This window comes from Streptomyces kronopolitis, assembly GCF_014646275.1.
Lineage (GTDB): Bacteria > Actinomycetota > Actinomycetes > Streptomycetales > Streptomycetaceae > Streptomyces > Streptomyces kronopolitis.
This window is the reverse complement of record NZ_BMND01000011.1, coordinates 1-16,518: the sequence shown is the minus strand read 5'-3', so window position 1 is coordinate 16,518 and position 16,518 is coordinate 1. Positions and strand designations below refer to the sequence as shown.

Below are 16,518 nucleotides of genomic sequence, written 5' to 3'. Positions count from 1 at the left end.
CCTCAACCTTCCGGCATGCCCTGGCCGGTTTTCCTCGCTCGCAGGTCGGTTTCCGGTCGGGGGGTGTACCGCGTTCGGAGTACGTTTACGCCGTTCTTACTGCACCCGTGGGCGTACGAGTCCCGACTCGTACGCGATGACCACCAACTGGGCGCGGTCCCGGGCGCCGAGTTTGGCCATCGCACGGTTCACATGCGTCTTGACGGTGAGCGGGCTGACCTCGAGCTGTCCGGCGATCTCGTCGTTGGACAGCCCGCCGGCCACCAGCGTCAGCACCTCCCGCTCCCGGCCGGTCAGCGTCGCCAGCCGCCCGGTGGCCCGCCCGGCCCGGCCGCCGTCGCCCGAACCGCTGCCCTGCGCCAGGAACTTGGCGATCAGGCCCTTGGTCGCCACTGGTGACAGCAGCGCCTCGCCGGCCGCCGCGATCCGGATGGCGTGCAGCATCTCGTCGGGTTCGGCGCCCTTGCCGAGGAAGCCGCTGGCGCCGTTGCGCAGCGACTGCACCACATAGTCGTCGGCCTCGAACGTGGTCAGGATGACCACCCGGACCCCGGTGAGGTCGGGGTCCTCGCTGATCATGCGGGTGGCCGCCAGGCCGTCCACCCCGGGCATCCGGATGTCCATCAGGACGACGTCGGGCCGCTCGGCCCGGGTCAGTTCGTAGGCGCCGGCGCCGTCGCAGGCCTCGCCCACGACCCGCATGTCCGGCTCGGAGTCGACCAGCACCCGGAACGCGCTGCGCAGCAGGGCCTGGTCGTCGGCGAGCAGCACCTTGATCGTCATGTGGTCTCCCCCGTACGGACGGACTGCAGTGGAAGGGTCACCCGCACCTGGAAGCCGCCGGCCGCGCGGGGGCCGGTCTCGACGGTGCCGCGCAGCGCGAAGACCCGCTCGCGCATCCCGATCAGGCCGTGGCCGCCGCCGCTGTCCTCCGGCTCGGTGAGGCGGTCCGGGTCGACGGACGGCCGCTCGCCGCCCTTCTGGCGCGGTACGCCGGCCCGGCCCGCCCCGTCGTCCAGGACGGTGACGGTCAGCGCGGTGTCGGCGTGGACGATCCGGACCGTGGCCCGGGCCCCCTCCCCGGCGTGCTTGTGGACGTTGGTCAGGGCCTCCTGGACCACGCGGTAGGCGGTGAGGTCGACGGAGGCGGGCAGCGCCCGGGGCGCGTGCGGGATCTCCAGGTCGACGGGGATGCCGGCCCGGACGAACCCGTCGACGAGCTGGTCGAGGACGCCCAGGCCCGGGGCCGGCTCGGTGGGCGCCTTGGGGTCGTCGGACTGCCGCAACAGGCCGACGGTGGTGCGGAGTTCCTCCAGCGCCGAGCGGGACGCCTCGCGCACATGCGCCAGCGCCTCCTTGGCCTGGTCGGGGCGGTTGTCCATGACGTGCGAGGCCACCCCGGCCTGGACGTTGACCAGGGCGATGTGATGGGCGACCACGTCGTGCAGCTCGCGGGCGATCCGCAGGCGCTCCTCGGCGACCCGGCGCCGGGCCTCCTCGTCGCGGGTGCGCTCGGCGCGTTCGGCGCGCTCCCGGATGGCGTCGACGAAGGCGCGGCGGCTGCGGACCGCGTCGCCCGCCGCCGCGGCCATGCCGGTCCAGGCGAAGATCCCGATGTTCTCCTGCGCGTACCAGGGGCGCGGCCCGTAGAGCATGGCGGCGGCGGTCAGCACGACGATGGTCAGCGCGCCGACCCGCCAGGTGGTGGGGCGGTCGGTGCGGGAGGCCAGTCCGTAGAGGGCGATCACGGTGGCGGCGGCCACCGGGACGCCCTGGGTGTCGGTGCGGGTGAGCAGCTCCCCGAGGGTGAGCACGACCGTCGCGGCCAGGACGGTGCGCGGCAGCCGGTGGCGCAGGACCAGGGCGGCGCAGGCCAGCGCGGCCAGCGCCACACCGGCGGCGGACAGCTCGTGGCGGACGAAGCGCGCACCCTGCTGGCCGTGCGGACCGGCCATCGCGCCGAACAGGATGAGCCCGAAGGCGACGACGGCGACGAGGGCGTCCCACGCGCGCGGATGCGTGCGGTGCCACTGGAAGCGGCCGGCGCGCGAGGTGTCCGGGCGGGGATCGAGGAGGCTCACAAGAGCAAACGGTAGCGCCCCGGTCCGCGGGGGACCGGGGCGCTGTGCGCTGGAGTGGAGTGACCGGGCGCGGCCCGGCCGGAATTCAGCCCGGGATCAGCCCGTCGTCACTGAGCATTTCCCGGACCTCGTCGAGCGAGGCGTCCGGGGACGGCAGGATGAGGGCGGACGGTTCGAGGGCGTCGTCGGGAAGCGGTGCGCCCAGGCGGCGCACCGCGTCGAGCAGGGCGCCGAGGGTGCGCCGGAAGCCTTCTTCGTCGCCGCTCTCCATCTCGGCGAGCAGCTCATCGTCCAGCTTGTTGAGCTCGGTGAAGTGGGCATCGTCCAGCTTCACCTGGCCCTCCCCCATGATCCGTACGATCACGACGGTCTCCCTTGGTCCGGTCCGACGATCTCTGCGAGGCTAGCGGCCGCGGACCGTCACTGCTTGTCGAAACGCGGCTGGTCCTGCGGCCGGGCGGGCTGGGACCCGCCGTTCTGGCCGCTCTCCAGGGCCTGCTGGCCGTCGGACGGCCCCCCGGCGAGTTCGGCCTTCATCCGCTGCAGCTCCAGTTCGACATCGCTGCCACCGGAGAGCCGGTCCAGCTCGGCGGTGATGTCGTCCTTGGCCATGCCGGACGGGTCGTCCAGCGCGCCGGAGGCCATCAGCTCGTCGATGGCACCGGCCCTGGCCTGCAGCTGCGCGGTCTTGTCCTCCGCGCGCTGGATGGCCATGCCGACGTCGCCCATCTCCTCGGAGATGCCGGAGAAGGCCTCTCCGATCCGGGTCTGCGCCTGGGCGGCCGTGTACGTGGCCTTGATCGTCTCCTTCTTGGTGCGGAACGCGTCGACCTTGGCCTGCAGCCGCTGGGAGGCGAGGGTGAGCTTCTCCTCCTCGCCCTGCAGGGTCTGGTGCTGCGTCTCCAGGTCGGTGACCTGCTGCTGCAGCGCGCTGCGGCGGGTCAGCGCCTCACGGGCCAGGTCCTCGCGGCCGAGCGCCAGCGCCTTGCGGCCCTGGTCCTCCAGCTTGGCGGACTGGCCCTGGAGCTGGTTGAGCTGCAGCTCCAGGCGCTTGCGGGAGGTCGCCACGTCGGCGACCCCGCGGCGCACCTTCTGCAGCAGCTCCAGCTGCTTCTGGTACGAGTAGTCGAGGGTCTCGCGCGGGTCTTCGGCCCGGTCCAGGGCCTTGTTGGCCTTCGCGCGGAAGATCATCCCCATCCGCTTCATGACACCATCGCTCATGGGCCTCGCGCGCCCCCTTCTGACCGAGTCGCCTCGGGCTTAGGCTCCAGCACATCTACAGACCCCACAGTACGGGCCCTGGTTCCATTACCGCACTGTTCGCGCCCGGATGCGCTCCTCCTCCAGGACGATCGCGGGCGCCGTTCCTCCCGCCCAGGGAGTAGTGGAGAGTCCGGAAAAGCTGGGTGATGCCCGCTCTGACCGGGTTGGCGCCACCGGCGCCGCCGGTGAGACGGTACGGCCCGGGGCGCTCCGTTGCCGGATCGTGCCCGTCGGACCGTGGCCCCGCCGCGGCGAGCACGTACTCTTGGGTGTTGTGTTCCGAAGCCGTTCGAAGGATGAGCAGGCCGCGACCGCCAAGGTGACCGCGGACCAGCCCCAGCAGCCCCGCGATCCGCAGGCCCCCAAGGGCCGCGCGACGCCCAAACGCAACCAGGCGCAGTCGCAGCGCCGCTCCCGTGCGCACACGCCGGCCAACCGCAAGGACGCCGCCAAGGCCCAGCGCGACGCCCGCCGCAGCGACATGGCCCGTCAGCGCGAGGCGCTGGCCAACGGCGATGAGCGGTATCTGCCGGTGCGCGACAAGGGTCCGGTGCGCCGCTTCGCCCGGGACTACGTCGACTCCCGCTGGTGCGTCGCCGAGTTCTTCCTGCCGATGGCCGTGGTGATCCTGGTGCTCACCATGATCCGGGTGCCCTCGATCCAGAGCATCGCGCTGCTGCTGTGGCTGGTGCTGATCGTGCTGATCGTGCTCGACTCGGTGCTGATCTGGTTCCGTCTGGGCAAGCGGCTCGAAGAGCGCTTCCCGAAGGAGAACCTCAAGGGCGTGAAGGCGTACGCGGTGATGCGCACGCTCCAGATGCGGCGGCTGCGGCTGCCCAAGCCGCAGGTCAAGCGGGGTCAGCGCCCCTGACCGGCGGATTCGCCCCGCTGTTGCGGACAGAAATGCGGCGCGGCCGGCCCCTCCTCGGGGGCCGGCCGCGCCGCGTTTCGCGGGCTCAGCCCTCGGCGTCCGCGTGCAGGCTCATCGGGCCCGCGTAGATCTCGGTGCCGTCCTCGAAGAGCCTGACCTGGTCGACGCCGCCCTCCAGGAGGGCCTTCCACTCCTCGCCGATCCAGGACTCCGCGTCGCCCTGCGTGGTGAACTCCTCCGGCTGCACGGCGGGGGCCGCCTCCGCGCCGTCCGCCGTCTCGAACCGCCACGTCCACGCCATGTCCGCCTCCTGGATCCCACCGGGTACGAGTCCGTGCCGCCGCGGACGTGGTCCCGCCACGTCGCGCGAGGGCGTGCTTCCGTGCTGATCGGCAGCCTAACGGCCGTGTCGAGTCCGCCCCCGCCGCGCTGCCCGCGGCCGGACGCGAGAAACTCGGCGGTGTGGATGTGACTCTCCTCGGCACCGGGGCCCCGCGGGGGCTGCCGCGCCCCGGCTGCCCGTGTGCCGCCTGCGCGACGGCCGTCGGCGACGGGGCGCGGGCGGCGACCGCGCTGCTCGTCGACGGCGTGCTGCTGATCGATCTGACGCCGGGGCCGGCCTTCGCGGCGGCCCGGGCCGGGCGGTCGCTGGCGGGCGTCCGGCAGGTGCTGCTCTCGCATCCGCACGACGGCCCGGCGATGGAGGTGCCGGCCGGGCTGCCGCAGCCGGCGCGGGTCGCCGACGGGCGGGAGCTTGCCCTGCTCGACGGGCACCGGGTGCGGGCGGTCGCGGTGGACATCCCCGGCACCGGCTACGAGATCACCGGGGCGGAAGGCGAGCGGCTGCTGTATCTGCCGCCGGGCGCGGCACCGGCCGGGCTGGCGGGCGGCGGGGACCGCGACCGGGGCGGCGCGGGGCCCTACGACATGGTGCTGCTCGATGTGCTGGAGCGGCCGGACGCGCTGGCCCGGCTGCGGGCGGGCGGGCTGGTCGACGCGGCGACGGACGTGGTCGCGGTGCACGTGGACCACGGCGTGCCGCCGGGCCCCGAGCTGCACCGCAGGCTGGCGGCGGCTGGGGCCCGCGCGGTGGCGGACGGCAGTTCGCTGGTGGTCGGGGAGTATCACGCGGTGCCGGATCTGCCGCGGCGGACGCTGGTGCTGGGCGGGGCGCGCAGCGGCAAGTCGGTGGAGGCGGAGCGGCGGCTGGAGGCCTTCCCGGACGTGGTGTACGTGGCCACCGGCGGAACCCGGGACGGCGACGAGGACTGGGCGCAGCGGGTCTCGCTGCACCGGGAGCGGCGCCCGGGCAGCTGGCGGACGGTGGAGACGTGCGACCTGGTGCCGCTTCTGGAGGCCGGGAGGCCGGGGAGGGAAGCCGCTGGGCCGGGAAGAGAAGCCGCCAGGCCGGGGAGGGAAGCCGGGAGGCCGAGCGAAGTCGGCGGGCCGGGAAAGGACGCCGCGAGTCCGGGGGACATCGGCGGGCCCGGGGCGGAGGCCGCCGGGGGCGTCGCGGGGGCCGGTTCCGGGGCCGGCCGGGCGGCCGATGCCTCGCCGCTGCTGATCGACTGTCTGGCGCTGTGGCTGACGCACGTCATGGACGAGGTCGGGGCGTGGGACGAGGAGACCTGGGCGGCCGGGGGACGGCAGGCGCTGCGGGAGCGGACCGACGCGCTGGTGGCGGCGGTGCGCGCGACCTCGCGGCCGGTGGTGGCGGTCAGCAACGAGGTCGGCTCCGGGGTCGTCCCGGCGACACCGGCGGGCCGCCGGTTCCGCGACGAACTGGGGCGGCTGAACGCGGCGTTCGCCGCGGAGTGCGAGCAGGTGCTGCTGGTCGTCGCGGGCCAGGCGCTTGCGCTGCGTGGATGACACAGGCCCGGCGGGCCCCGTGTCCGCTTGCTCCGGGGAGCGGCGCCGGGTGCTCTTGAGGCGTGAGTGAATCCGAGCGGACCCGGACCGGTGCGCCGGCCGGGCGGGCCGCGTCGCCCGCCCGGGGACCGGGGGCGCGCGGGCGGCGTTTCGACGCGGCCGTCCGCGGCTATCTGGAGCGCTTCCCGCGGGCGACGGTGGTCGCGCTCGGGGAGGGCCTCGACACCGGCTTCTGGCGGCTGGACAACGGGCGGCTGACCTGGCTGACGGTGGTGGTGCCGCAGGCCGCCGCGGTGCGCCGGATGCTGCTGCCGGACGGGCCCCGGCGGCGTACGGTCGCCTGCCCGGCGGGCGCCCACGACTGGCTGGACGCGGTGCACGAGCCGCGGGACGGGGTCGTCGTCACGGCGCCGGGGGTGCTGATGCGGCTGCCGCCGGCGGAGGTGCGGGCGCTGCTGGCGGCGTGCGCGGAGCGGTTTCCCGGTGGTGCGCTGGTCTTTGACGCCCTGCCACGGCCAGCCGCGGCGCTGGTCCGGCGGGCCGCGGCCGCGCCGGGCGGGGGCCGGCGGCCGGCGCCGGTCCGCTGGGGGCTGGACCGCGGTGACCTGCCGCGGTTGGTGGGCACCCACCCCGGGATCGCCGCGGTGCGCGAGGTCGTGCCGGTCCCGGCGCCGGGTGGGGCGGGGCGGGCGGCGGCGTGGGGCCTGCCGTCGTGGCTCGGGCGGCGGGCGCCGGTGCTGCGGGCGCTGACGCCGCTGGTGTGCGAGGTGCGCTTCGCGGGAGCCCGTTCCCTCCGACGTGCCTCGTCAGCGGTGCGTTGACGGTAATCTGCGCCCAATGAGCGCCCTGAATCTCGATGACTTCGCCCACCTGATCGAGCGCCCCGACGGCGGGGTGCGCCGGACCGCCGAGGAACGGCGGGCGCGCCTGGCCGTGCCACCGGGGGCGCTGGGCCGCCTGGACGAGCTGGGCGAGTGGCTGGCCGCCGCGCAGCAGCAGGTGCCGGTGCGGCCCCTCGCGCGGCCCCGGGTGCTGCTGTTCGCGGGCGATCACGGCGTGGCCCAGCTGGGTGTCTCGGCCCGCCCGGCGGGGACCACCAGGGATCTCGTCCGGGCCGCGCTGGACGGGGCGAGCCCGGCGGCGGTGCTGGCCCGCGGCGCGGGGGCGCAGCTGCGGGTGGTCGATCTGGCGGTGGACTGCGCGCCGGAGGAGCTGCCCGAGGAGGTCACCCGGCACCGCGTGCGGCGCGGTTCGGGGCGGATCGACATCGAGGACGCGCTGACCGCCGAGGAGGCCGAGGCCGCGTTCCGGACCGGGATGGCCCTCGCCGACGAGGAGGCGGACGCCGGCACCGACCTGGTGGTGCTGGGCGATCTGAGCGTCGGCGGGACGACCGCCGCGAGCACCCTGATCGCCGCGCTGTGCGGCACGGACGCCTCGGTGGTCACGGGTCGGGGCGGGTCCCCGATCGACGATCTGGCGTGGATGCGCAAGTGTGCGGCGATCCGGGACGCCCTGCGGCGGGCCCGTCCGGTGCTCGGCGATCAGCTGGAGCTGCTGGCCGCGGTCGGCGGCGCGGATCTGACCGCGATGACCGGCTTCCTGCTGCAGAGCGCGGTGCGCCGCACCCCGGTGATCCTGGACGGCGTGGTCTCGGCCGCCTGTGCGCTGGTGGCGCAGCGGGTGGCGTTCCGGGCGCCGGACTGGTGGGTGGCCGGGCAGGCGAGCGGGGAGCCGGCGCAGGCGAAGGCCCTGGACCGGATCGCGCTCAACCCTTTGCTCGACCACGGCGTCACTGCGGGTGAGGGGACGGGGGCGCTGCTCGCCCTGCCACTGGTGCAGGCGGCCGCGGCCCTGGCGGCGGAGCTGCCCGTGCGCGACTGACCCGGCACCGGCCCACCGCGGCCGGGCCGCCGGGAGGATGCGAGCGGACGAGCGCCCCTTTGCGGGCGCTCGTGTGCTTCTCGCCGTACCGGACCACCGGTGTGCGCCCCATAAGATCGCGCTTTACACGTTTTATGGGAGACATCGCTTGAGTCCGGAGGAAGGCCGCGCGCGCGGTCCATGGTCACGGCGTGGTGCCGGTTTCGGTATCTGGTATCTGCGCACGGTCACGTTCATCAATGTGCTGAGCGCGGTGTGGGTGTCGTTCGGTAACGGCATCCGCCGGCACAACAGCGCGGAATTCTTCACTCCGTATCTGCTGACGGCGGGCTTCGCCTCCGGTGCCTTCTCGCTCTTCCTCTGCGTCACCCTGCGGCGGCGCAAGCGGGCCTCGTGGATTTTGAATCTGGTGCTGTCCGGTCTGCTGGCGGCGCCGCTGGCCTTCGTGATGGCCACGTTCCCGGAGTTCCGCGCACATGTGCAGAACTGGGTTTCGCTGGCGCTGACCGTGCTGTTCATCGCCGCGCTGGTGATCGGGCGCCGGGAGTTCTACGCCAAGGGCGACCGGGCGAATCCGAAACTGGCGGCGGCGGTCGCGGCCGGCGGCCTGCTGGTCACCTCGCTGCTCGCGGCGCTGCTGGTGAGCGCCACGAACACCTCGGGCGTCCCCTCGACGTTCGTGGAGCGCTGGCGCTACGGCCTGATGCGGCTGGTGTCACTGGCCGCCGAGGGCCGGGCGCTCCCGGAGATCACCACCCCGAACTGGGTCGATGTCGCGATCAATGTGCTCAGCACGCTGCTGCTGGTCGCGGTCCTGTGGGCGGCCTTCCGCTCGGTGCGCACCACCGACGCGCTCACCGCGGACGACGAGGAGCGGCTGCGCGGGCTGCTGGCCCGGCACGGCGACCGCGACTCGCTGGGCTACTTCGCGCTGCGCCGCGACAAGAGCGTGCTGTTCTCCCCCAGCGGCAAGGCCGCGGTCACCTACCGCGTGGTGGGCGGGGTGTCGCTGGCCTCCGGTGATCCGCTGGGCGACCCCGAGGCCTGGCCCGGCGCGATCGAGGGCTGGCTGGCCGAGGCGCGCGAGCACGGCTGGGCGCCGGCCGTGATGGGCGCGAGCGAGGAGGGCGGCACGATCTACGCCCGGCACGGGCTGGACGCGCTGGAGCTGGGCGACGAAGCGATCGTGGAGACCGCGGAGTTCACCCTCGCCGGGCGGGCGATGCGCACCGTGCGGCAGGCGTACCACCGCATCGAGCGGGCCGGCTACACCGTCCGCATCAGGCGCCACGAGGACATCCCCGCGCAGGAGATGGACCGGCTGCTGGAGCTGGCCGACGACTGGCGCGACGGGGAGACCGAGCGCGGTTTCTCGATGGCGCTGGGCCGGCTCGGCGACCCGGCCGACGGCAGCTGCGTGTTCCTCGAATGCCGTGACGCGGACGGTGAGCTGCGGGCGCTGCTGAGCTTTGTGCCGTGGGGTCCGAAGGGCCTTTCGCTGGATCTGATGCGGCGCGAGCGGAACTCCGAGAACGGCCTGATGGAGTTCATGGTGCTGGAGTTGATCCAGCGCGCGAAAGAGGTGGAGATCACTCAGCTCTCGTTGAACTTCGCGATGTTCCGTTCCGTCTTCGAACGCGGTTCGCGGCTCGGTGCGGGCCCGGTGCTGCGCCTGTGGCGCTCGCTGCTCAGCTTCTTCTCCCGGTGGTGGCAGATTGAATCGCTCTATCGCGCCAACGCGAAATACCGGCCCATCTGGGAGCCGCGCTACATGCTCTTCGAGAAGAGCACCGATTTGCTGAGGATCGGAATCGCCGCGGGCCGCGCGGAAGGCTTTCTGGAAGCACCGGGTCTGCCCAAGTGGCTGAACCGCAAGCACCTGGAGAAGGCGAGATGAGCCAGGCCGGGGCGGGGCGGGAGGTGCCCGCGCCGGGGCGGGCGGAGGCCTCGTTGCTGCGCCGCGCCGCGGTTGCCGAGTGGGGTCCGCTGCTGAGCACGGTGCGGTCCGCGCTGGCGGTGCGGAAGCTGCGGGCGATCCCGGTGACGCTGGCCGCGGTCTGTCTGACGCTGGTCTTCCAGTGCGTGCAGAACCAGGCCTGGGGCTATCGGGCGGTCCAGGACATCGGCGCCATCCAGGCCTGGGAGCACCTCTGGCTGGCGCTGCTGCGCACCCCGCTGTCGCTGTTCGTGCCCGCGCTGGACCTCCCGGTGTGGGGCGCGCTGGCGCAGATCCTGGTGGTCTTCGGGATCGCCGAGATCTGCGTGGGCTGGCGGCAGACGCTGGGCGTCGCCTACCTGGCCACGCTCGCCGGGACGATGTACGCCCGGATCGGCATCTGGATCGGCCCGCAGAGCCCGGTCGGGCTGGCCGACGCGGACAAGTACGTGCTGGACACCGGGCCTTCGGCGGCCGTGGTGGGGCTGGCGGTGTACGTGTGCTGGCGCCATCGCGCGTGGTTCACCTGCGGCGCGGTGGTGGCCGCGATGGTCCTGGAGGTGGTGTTCATCAAGAACAACCTGGCGGGCAAGGAGCATGTGGCGGCGGTGCTCGCGGTGCTGGCGGTCTGCCTGCTGCGGGAGGTGTGCCGGCCGCGCACCCCGGCGGACCCGGGGCCGGTCAGCGGCTGGGAGCACCCCCGATGAACTGCTCGACCCTGCGGCGCAGCCCCGACCAGCGGCGGTCGTGGCGGACGGCGCGGATCCGGGCGCGGGCCCGCGCCCTGGGCCGGTTGCGGTAGAAGCGGCGGGCCCACAGTGAGTGCGGCCGGGCCAGCCGGACCGCGCCGAACAGCGCGACGAACGGCACGAAGACGCCGATGACCGCCATCCGGCCCTTGCCCTTGGTGAGCGCGACGAGCGCGAAGAGGAAGTTGACGGCCACGGTCCGCACCACGGTGAAGCGGTCCGTGGCCTCCTCCGGGGACAGCTCGTTGACGCCGAACGGCAGGAACCCGCCCAGGATCAGGGCGACCAGGGCGACGGTGAGGATGACGATCTCGACGCTCTTGGTGCCCTCCTCGGTCCAGTAGACGTCGTCGAGGTGCAGGATCAGCGCGAACTCGTCCAGGACGAGGCCCACCCCCATGCCGAAGAGCACCGCGGCGACACCGGACCCGAAGCCCCGCCGCCCGCCGGCGAGCGCGATGAAGCCGCCGACGACCATCAGCACCACCCCGGGCACGACGTGGTGCACATGGACGCCGCCCGGGCTGATGTCGCGGAACGGCCCCCGGCCCGCGCGGATGAGGCGGGTGATGACCCGGGTGACGAGGAAGGTCAGCACGAACGAGGCCAGGGCGAGCAGCAGCGGCTGCTTCCCCGGTTCGACGATGTTGCGGTACCACCAGTGGCCCATCCCACACGCTCCCCTTTGCCGCGTCCGGACACCTGGGGCCTGCCGTGCGGATCGGGCTCGCGGGGTCCGGCCCGATCCGCACGACAGACCCCGGCCACCATTAGGCCCCCTCCCGGCGCGCGGGACCGGCAGCCAAACGCCCAGGGCGCCCGGATAGCCTGCCGCGGTGACCGACACTCCCGCTCCCCCGTCCGCCGCCGACGCGCTGCGCTTCGCGTTCGGGACGCTGACCGTGCTGCCGGTGCGGCTGACCCGCTGGGACCGGGCGGCGGCGCGCGGCGGCATGCTCAGCGCGCCGCTGGCCGGGCTGGTCGTCGGGCTGTGCGCGGCCGCCGTCGGCCTGGCGCTGCTGCTGCTCGGCGGCGGTCCGCTGCTGGCCGCGGTCGGCACCGCCGCCGTGCCCGCGGTGCTCACCCGCGGACTGCATCTGGACGGGCTGGCCGACACCGCCGACGGCCTGGGCAGCGCCAAGCCCGCCGAGGACGCCCTGCGCATCATGAAGCAGTCGGACATCGGCCCGTTCGGGGTGCTCACGCTGCTGTTCACCGTGCTGGCGCAGGTGGCCGCGCTGGCCGAGGCGTACGCCGGGGGGTGGGCGCGCGGCGCGGTCGCGGCGGCCGTCGCGGCGGCCGTCTCCCGTACCGCGCTGACCCTCGCCTCCCGTGCGGGGGTGCCGGCCGCCCGCCCGGAGGGACTCGGCGCGGCGGTCGCGGAAAGCGTCCCGCGGCGGGCGGCGTTGCTGTGCGCGGCACTGGTGACCGCCGGATGCGCGGCGGCCGGCGCCCTCTTCGGCCCGTACGGCGCGCTGCACGCCGCGCTCGCCGCGGTGGCCGGACTCGGGCTCGGCGAGCTGGTGCTGCGGCACTGCCGGCGGCGGTTCGGCGGGGTGACCGGCGATGTGTTCGGGGCGCTCGCGGAGAGCGCCGGGCTCACCGCGCTGGTCGCGTTCGCCCTCGGCTGACCCCCGTCCGCCCGCCGCCGCGCCCTCCAACTCGCCCTGATTTCATAGCAGTTCACCTAGTACGGCGCCTTCTTCCGCGACGGGGGTTGTCGCCGGTGTGGTAGGGGACGGGGCCGCGCGGCGCCGCCGAGCGTAGGCTCGCCGCAGCAGCGCGCTGCGCGCAGACGGATTCCCCGGACGGAACAGGACCCTTATCACCGTGACTGCACTGACCCTCAGTACTTCTCCCGCCGCAACGGTGCGTGCGGATGCCGTCGTCGTCGGCGTGGCCAAGGGCGCCAAGGGCGTCGTTGTCGCCCCCGGCGCGGAGGCCGTGGACAAGGCCTTCGGCGGCAAGCTCGCCGCCGTGCTGGAGACCCTCGGCGCGAGTGGTGCCGAGGGCGAGGTGACCAAGCTGCCCGCCGCCGACGGCCTCAAGGCTCCGGTCGTGCTGGCGGTCGGCCTGGGCGACGCCCCGGCCAAGGGCGACACCTACGACAACGAGGCGCTGCGGCGTGCCGCGGGCAGCGCCGCCCGCGCCCTGTCCGGCACCAAGAAGGCCGGCTTCGCCCTGCCCGTCGAGGACGCCGAGGCGGCCGCCGCGGTGAGCGAGGGCGCCCTGCTCGGCGCGTACGCCTTCACCGCGTACCGCAGCAGCAACGGCGCCGGCGCCAAGGGCAAGAAGAACGACGACCGCTCGGCGCCGCTCGGCGAGGTCGCGATCCTCGGCGGCAAGCCGCGCGACAAGGAGTTCAAGGCCGCCGCCGAGCGTGCCGTCGCGCTGGCCGACGAGATCAACCGCGCCCGCGACCTGATCAACATGCCCTCCAACGACCTCGACCCGAAGTCCTTCGCGGCCCAGGCCCAGGCCGCCGCCAAGGAGTTCGGCCTCAAGGTCGAGGTGCTGGACGAGAAGGCGCTCAAGAAGGGCGGCTACGGCGGCCTGATGGGCGTCGGCCAGGGCTCCGAGGCTCCCCCGCGCCTGGTGCGGATCGCGCACACCCACCCCAAGGCCGACAAGACCCTGGCGCTGGTCGGCAAGGGCATCACCTACGACTCGGGCGGCATCTCGCTCAAGCCGGCCGGCCACAACGAGACCATGAAGTGCGACATGAGCGGTGCGGCCGCCGTGTTCGCCGCGGTCGTGGCCGCCGCCCGTCTCGGCCTGCGGGTGAACATCACCGGCTGGCTGGCGCTCGCCGAGAACATGCCGTCCGGCTCGGCCACCCGCCCCGGCGACGTGCTGACCATGTACAGCGGCAAGACCGTCGAGGTCCTCAACACCGACGCCGAGGGCCGGCTGGTGCTGGCCGACGCGCTGACCCGCGCCTCGGAGGAGTCCCCCGACGCGATCGTGGACGTCGCCACCCTGACGGGTGCCATGGTGCTCGCCCTGGGCAACCGCACGTTCGGGATCATGGCCAACGACGACGCCTTCCGCACCTCGATCCACGAGATCGCGGAGGAGGTCGGCGAGCAGTCCTGGCCGATGCCGATGCCCGCCGAGCTGCGCAAGGGCATGGACTCCCCGGTCGCCGACATCGCCAACATGGGCGAGCGGATGGGCGGCGGCCTGGTCGCCGGCCTCTTCCTGAAGGAGTTCGTCGGCGAGGGCATCACCTGGGCTCACCTGGACATCGCGGGCCCGGCCTTCCACGAGGGCGCTCCCTGGGGCTACACCCCCAAGGGCGGCACGGGATCCGCGGTGCGCACCCTGGTCCGGCTGGCGGAGCGCACCGCCGCCGGCGACCTGGGCTGACCGCCCGGCCGGGGCATTTCCGCCCCGCCGTCCGCTTGATCCCCGAGGCCCCGGGCATCCCGCCCGGGGCCTCGGCCGCGCGTTCGCCCTCAACGAAATCAGCCCACCCGTCGCCCACCACCACCCTTCCCAGGCGGCGCTTCGCGCCACTGCACTTTCTGTACCCGTTAGTAACCCATACGGGGCAGCTGATCACCGTCTCACAGCCCGGCCCGCCGTCCCGGCTTCCCGGAACAAGTGCGAAGATGGGTTCTCGGCAGGACAGGGCCCCCCTTACCCAGGGCCGAAGTAAAAGCGGCCGAACCACAGCCGCCGCCCGGTCATCGGAGACCGGCTCCGGCGTACCCATGCATGGAGGACGTGACGTGGCGAACGACGCCAGCACCGTTTTCGACCTAGTGATCCTCGGAGGCGGTAGCGGTGGTTACGCCGCTGCCCTGCGCGGGGCGCAGCTGGGCCTGGACGTCGCCCTGATCGAGAAGGGCAAGGTCGGCGGTACCTGCCTGCACAACGGCTGCATCCCCACGAAGGCTCTGCTGCACGCCGGTGAGATCGCCGACCAGGCTCGCGAGAGCGAGCAGTTCGGTGTCAAGGCCACCTTCGAGGGCATCGACATCGAGGCGGTCCACAAGTACAAGGACGAGGTCATCTCGGGCCTGTACAAGGGCCTGCAGGGCCTGATCGCCTCCCGCAAGGTGACGTACATCGAGGGCGAGGGCCGGCTGTCCTCCCCGACCTCTGTCGACGTGAACGGCCAGCGTGTCCAGGGCCGCCACGTCCTGCTGGCGACCGGCTCCGTGCCGAAGTCGCTGCCGGGCCTGGAGATCGACGGCGACCGCATCATCTCCTCCGACCACGCGCTGACGCTGAACCGCGTGCCGAAGTCCGCGATCGTGCTGGGCGGCGGCGTCATCGGCGTCGAGTTCGCCTCCGCGTGGAAGTCCTTCGGCACCGACGTCACCGTCGTCGAGGGCCTCAAGCACCTCGTCCCGGTCGAGGACGAGAACAGCTCCAAGCTGCTGGAGCGGGCCTTCCGCAAGCGGGGCATCAAGTTCAACCTCGGCACCTTCTTCGACAAGGCCGAGTACACCGCCGACGGCGTGAAGGTCACCCTCGCCGACGGCAAGACCTTCGAGGCCGAGGTGCTGCTGGTCGCGATCGGCCGCGGGCCGGTCTCGGCGGGCCTGGGCTACGAGGAGCAGGGCGTCGCGATGGACCGCGGCTACGTCCTCGTCGACGAGTACATGCAGACCAACGTGCCGACCATCTCGGCCGTCGGTGACCTCGTTCCCACCCTCCAGCTCGCGCACGTCGGCTTCGCCGAGGGCATGCTGGTGGCGGAGCGGCTGGCCGGTCAGAAGACCGTGCCGATCGACTACGACGGCGTGCCGCGCGTCACGTACTGCCACCCCGAGGTCGCGTCGGTGGGTATCACCGAGGCCAAGGCCAAGGAGCTGTACGGCGCCGACAAGGTCGTCGCTCTCAAGTACAACCTCGCGGGCAACGGCAAGAGCAAGATCCTCAAGACCACGGGCGAGATCAAGCTCGTCCAGGTCAAGGACGGTGCCGTGGTCGGCGTCCACATGGTCGGTGACCGTATGGGCGAGCAGGTCGGTGAGGCCCAGCTGGTCTACAACTGGGAGGCCCTGCCGGCCGAGGTTGCGCAGCTCGTGCACGCGCACCCGACGCAGAACGAAGCCCTCGGCGAGGCCCACCTGGCCCTGGCCGGCAAGCCTCTCCACTCCCACGACTGACCCCTTCCCGGGCGCGATCACATCCGCACCACTTTTGTAAGGAGCAACTGAAACCATGGCGGTTTCTGTAACCCTGCCGGCGCTCGGCGAGAGCGTCACCGAGGGCACCGTCACCCGCTGGCTCAAGGCCGAGGGTGAGCGCGTCGAGGCCGACGAGCCGTTGCTCGAGGTGTCGACCGACAAGGTCGACACCGAGATCCCGGCCCCGGCCGCCGGCGTCCTGTCCGCCATCAAGGTGGCCGAGGACGAGACCGTGGAGGTCGGCGCCGAGCTGGCCGTCATCGACGACGGCACCGGCGCGCCTGCCGCTGCCCCGGCCCCGGCCGCTGCCGAGGCCCCCGCGGCCGAGCCGCAGCCCGAGCCCTCCGCGGCTCCGGCCGCCGAGGCCCCCGCCCCCGCCGCCGCCCCCGCGGGTGGCGCCGAGGGCACGGACGTCGTCCTCCCCGCGCTCGGCGAGAGCGTCACCGAGGGCACCGTCACCCGCTGGCTGAAGGAGGTCGGCGAGGAGGTCCAGGCCGACGAGCCGCTGCTGGAGGTCTCCACCGACAAGGTCGACACCGAGATCCCGGCCCCGGCCTCCGGCACCCTGCTGGAGATCGTCGTCGCTGAGGACGAGACCGCCGAGGTCGGCGCCAAGCTCGCCGTGATCGGTTCGGCCGACCAGGCCGCCGCCGCTCCGGCCGCTGCCGCCCCGGCCCCGGCCCCCGCCGCGGCTCCGGACCCCGCGCCGGCCCCGGCCGCT

At 73.5% G+C, this 16,518-nt stretch carries 16 protein-coding genes; 10 read left to right on the top strand and 6 right to left on the bottom strand.

Annotated features, from left to right (window positions below; translation table 11 throughout):
* Positions 1-96: 96 nt before the first annotated feature.
* From IEY78_RS14420 to IEY78_RS14405, 4 genes are all read right to left on the bottom strand, one after another.
* Positions 97-783, bottom strand: coding sequence for a response regulator (locus IEY78_RS14420; RefSeq protein ID WP_189098225.1), 687 nt, complete (start codon positions 781-783; stop codon positions 97-99).
* Positions 780-2,081, bottom strand: coding sequence for a sensor histidine kinase (locus IEY78_RS14415; protein WP_189098224.1), 1,302 nt, complete (start codon positions 2,079-2,081; stop codon positions 780-782). Before IEY78_RS14415 ends, IEY78_RS14420 begins: the two co-directional genes overlap by 4 nt.
* A gap of 85 nt (positions 2,082-2,166) precedes the next feature.
* Positions 2,167-2,445: a PspA-associated protein PspAA gene (pspAA, locus tag IEY78_RS14410; RefSeq protein WP_189098223.1), complete on the bottom strand. Its 279-nt coding sequence runs from the start codon at positions 2,443-2,445 to the stop codon at positions 2,167-2,169.
* A gap of 56 nt (positions 2,446-2,501) precedes the next feature.
* Entirely contained in the window at positions 2,502-3,287 is a 786-nt protein-coding gene (locus tag IEY78_RS14405; RefSeq protein WP_189098494.1) for a PspA/IM30 family protein, read from the bottom strand.
* Between the two features lie 331 nt (positions 3,288-3,618).
* Between IEY78_RS14405 and IEY78_RS14400 the strand changes: the two genes are divergently transcribed.
* Positions 3,619-4,215 carry a DUF3043 domain-containing protein gene (locus IEY78_RS14400; RefSeq protein WP_189098221.1) on the top strand — a complete coding sequence of 199 codons (597 nt, stop codon included), beginning with the start codon at positions 3,619-3,621 and terminating at the stop codon, positions 4,213-4,215.
* Between the two features lie 85 nt (positions 4,216-4,300).
* Here IEY78_RS14400 and IEY78_RS14395 read toward each other — a convergent pair whose 3' ends face one another.
* Positions 4,301-4,516: a hypothetical protein gene (locus tag IEY78_RS14395; protein WP_189098220.1), complete on the bottom strand. Its 216-nt coding sequence runs from the start codon at positions 4,514-4,516 to the stop codon at positions 4,301-4,303.
* A gap of 161 nt (positions 4,517-4,677) precedes the next feature.
* Here IEY78_RS14395 and IEY78_RS34425 point away from each other — a divergent pair, with 161 nt between their 5' ends.
* The 5 genes from IEY78_RS34425 to IEY78_RS14365 all read left to right on the top strand — a co-directional run bounded on the left by IEY78_RS34425 (position 4,678) and on the right by IEY78_RS14365 (position 10,611).
* On the top strand, positions 4,678-6,084 hold the full coding sequence (locus IEY78_RS34425; protein WP_229699952.1) for a bifunctional adenosylcobinamide kinase/adenosylcobinamide-phosphate guanylyltransferase: 1,407 nt from the start codon (positions 4,678-4,680) through the stop codon (positions 6,082-6,084).
* A 62-nt stretch (positions 6,085-6,146) separates the two neighbouring features.
* The gene (locus IEY78_RS34830; RefSeq protein ID WP_189098218.1) at positions 6,147-6,905 is read left to right on the top strand and encodes a class I SAM-dependent methyltransferase; all 759 of its coding nucleotides are present in this window, start codon (positions 6,147-6,149) and stop codon (positions 6,903-6,905) included.
* A gap of 16 nt (positions 6,906-6,921) precedes the next feature.
* Positions 6,922-7,968 carry a nicotinate-nucleotide--dimethylbenzimidazole phosphoribosyltransferase gene (gene cobT, locus IEY78_RS14375; RefSeq protein ID WP_189098216.1) on the top strand — a complete coding sequence of 349 codons (1,047 nt, stop codon included), beginning with the start codon at positions 6,922-6,924 and terminating at the stop codon, positions 7,966-7,968.
* A 148-nt stretch (positions 7,969-8,116) separates the two neighbouring features.
* The gene (locus IEY78_RS14370) at positions 8,117-9,865 is read left to right on the top strand and encodes a phosphatidylglycerol lysyltransferase domain-containing protein (protein ID WP_229699951.1); all 1,749 of its coding nucleotides are present in this window, start codon (positions 8,117-8,119) and stop codon (positions 9,863-9,865) included.
* Positions 9,862-10,611 carry a hypothetical protein gene (locus tag IEY78_RS14365; protein ID WP_189098212.1) on the top strand — a complete coding sequence of 250 codons (750 nt, stop codon included), beginning with the start codon at positions 9,862-9,864 and terminating at the stop codon, positions 10,609-10,611. Before IEY78_RS14370 ends, IEY78_RS14365 begins: the two co-directional genes overlap by 4 nt.
* Here IEY78_RS14365 and IEY78_RS14360 read toward each other — a convergent pair.
* Positions 10,586-11,323 carry a hypothetical protein gene (locus IEY78_RS14360; RefSeq protein ID WP_189098210.1) on the bottom strand — a complete coding sequence of 246 codons (738 nt, stop codon included), beginning with the start codon at positions 11,321-11,323 and terminating at the stop codon, positions 10,586-10,588. The genes IEY78_RS14365 and IEY78_RS14360 overlap by 26 nt on opposite strands.
* A gap of 166 nt (positions 11,324-11,489) precedes the next feature.
* On the opposite strand from IEY78_RS14360, the gene IEY78_RS14355 reads away from it, so the two are divergent.
* The 4 genes from IEY78_RS14355 to IEY78_RS14340 all read left to right on the top strand — a co-directional run.
* Entirely contained in the window at positions 11,490-12,284 is a 795-nt protein-coding gene (locus IEY78_RS14355; RefSeq protein WP_189098208.1) for an adenosylcobinamide-GDP ribazoletransferase, read from the top strand.
* 199 nt (positions 12,285-12,483) lie between these two features.
* Complete coding sequence (locus tag IEY78_RS14350) at positions 12,484-14,022, top strand: leucyl aminopeptidase (protein ID WP_189098206.1); 1,539 nt, start codon at positions 12,484-12,486, stop codon at positions 14,020-14,022.
* A 365-nt stretch (positions 14,023-14,387) separates the two neighbouring features.
* On the top strand, positions 14,388-15,776 hold the full coding sequence (gene lpdA, locus IEY78_RS14345) for a dihydrolipoyl dehydrogenase (RefSeq protein WP_189098204.1): 1,389 nt from the start codon (positions 14,388-14,390) through the stop codon (positions 15,774-15,776).
* A 55-nt stretch (positions 15,777-15,831) separates the two neighbouring features.
* Positions 15,832-16,518 (top strand): biotin/lipoyl-containing protein (locus IEY78_RS14340; RefSeq protein WP_308426894.1); only part of this gene is annotated, 687 nt, incomplete at its 3' end.

Excerpts from the sequence above, each read along its gene's own strand:
- IEY78_RS14420 (WP_189098225.1), bottom strand. The coding sequence starts at position 783 with ATGACGATCAAGGTGCTGCTCGCCGACGACCAGGCCCTGCTGCGCAGC.
- IEY78_RS14365 (WP_189098212.1), top strand. The coding sequence starts at position 9,862 with ATGAGCCAGGCCGGGGCGGGGCGGGAGGTGCCCGCGCCGGGGCGGGCG.
- IEY78_RS14360 (WP_189098210.1), bottom strand. The coding sequence starts at position 11,323 with ATGGGCCACTGGTGGTACCGCAACATCGTCGAACCGGGGAAGCAGCCG.
- IEY78_RS14395 (WP_189098220.1), bottom strand. The coding sequence starts at position 4,516 with ATGGCGTGGACGTGGCGGTTCGAGACGGCGGACGGCGCGGAGGCGGCC.
- cobT (WP_189098216.1), top strand. The coding sequence starts at position 6,922 with ATGAGCGCCCTGAATCTCGATGACTTCGCCCACCTGATCGAGCGCCCC.
- IEY78_RS14405 (WP_189098494.1), bottom strand. The coding sequence starts at position 3,287 with ATGAAGCGGATGGGGATGATCTTCCGCGCGAAGGCCAACAAGGCCCTG.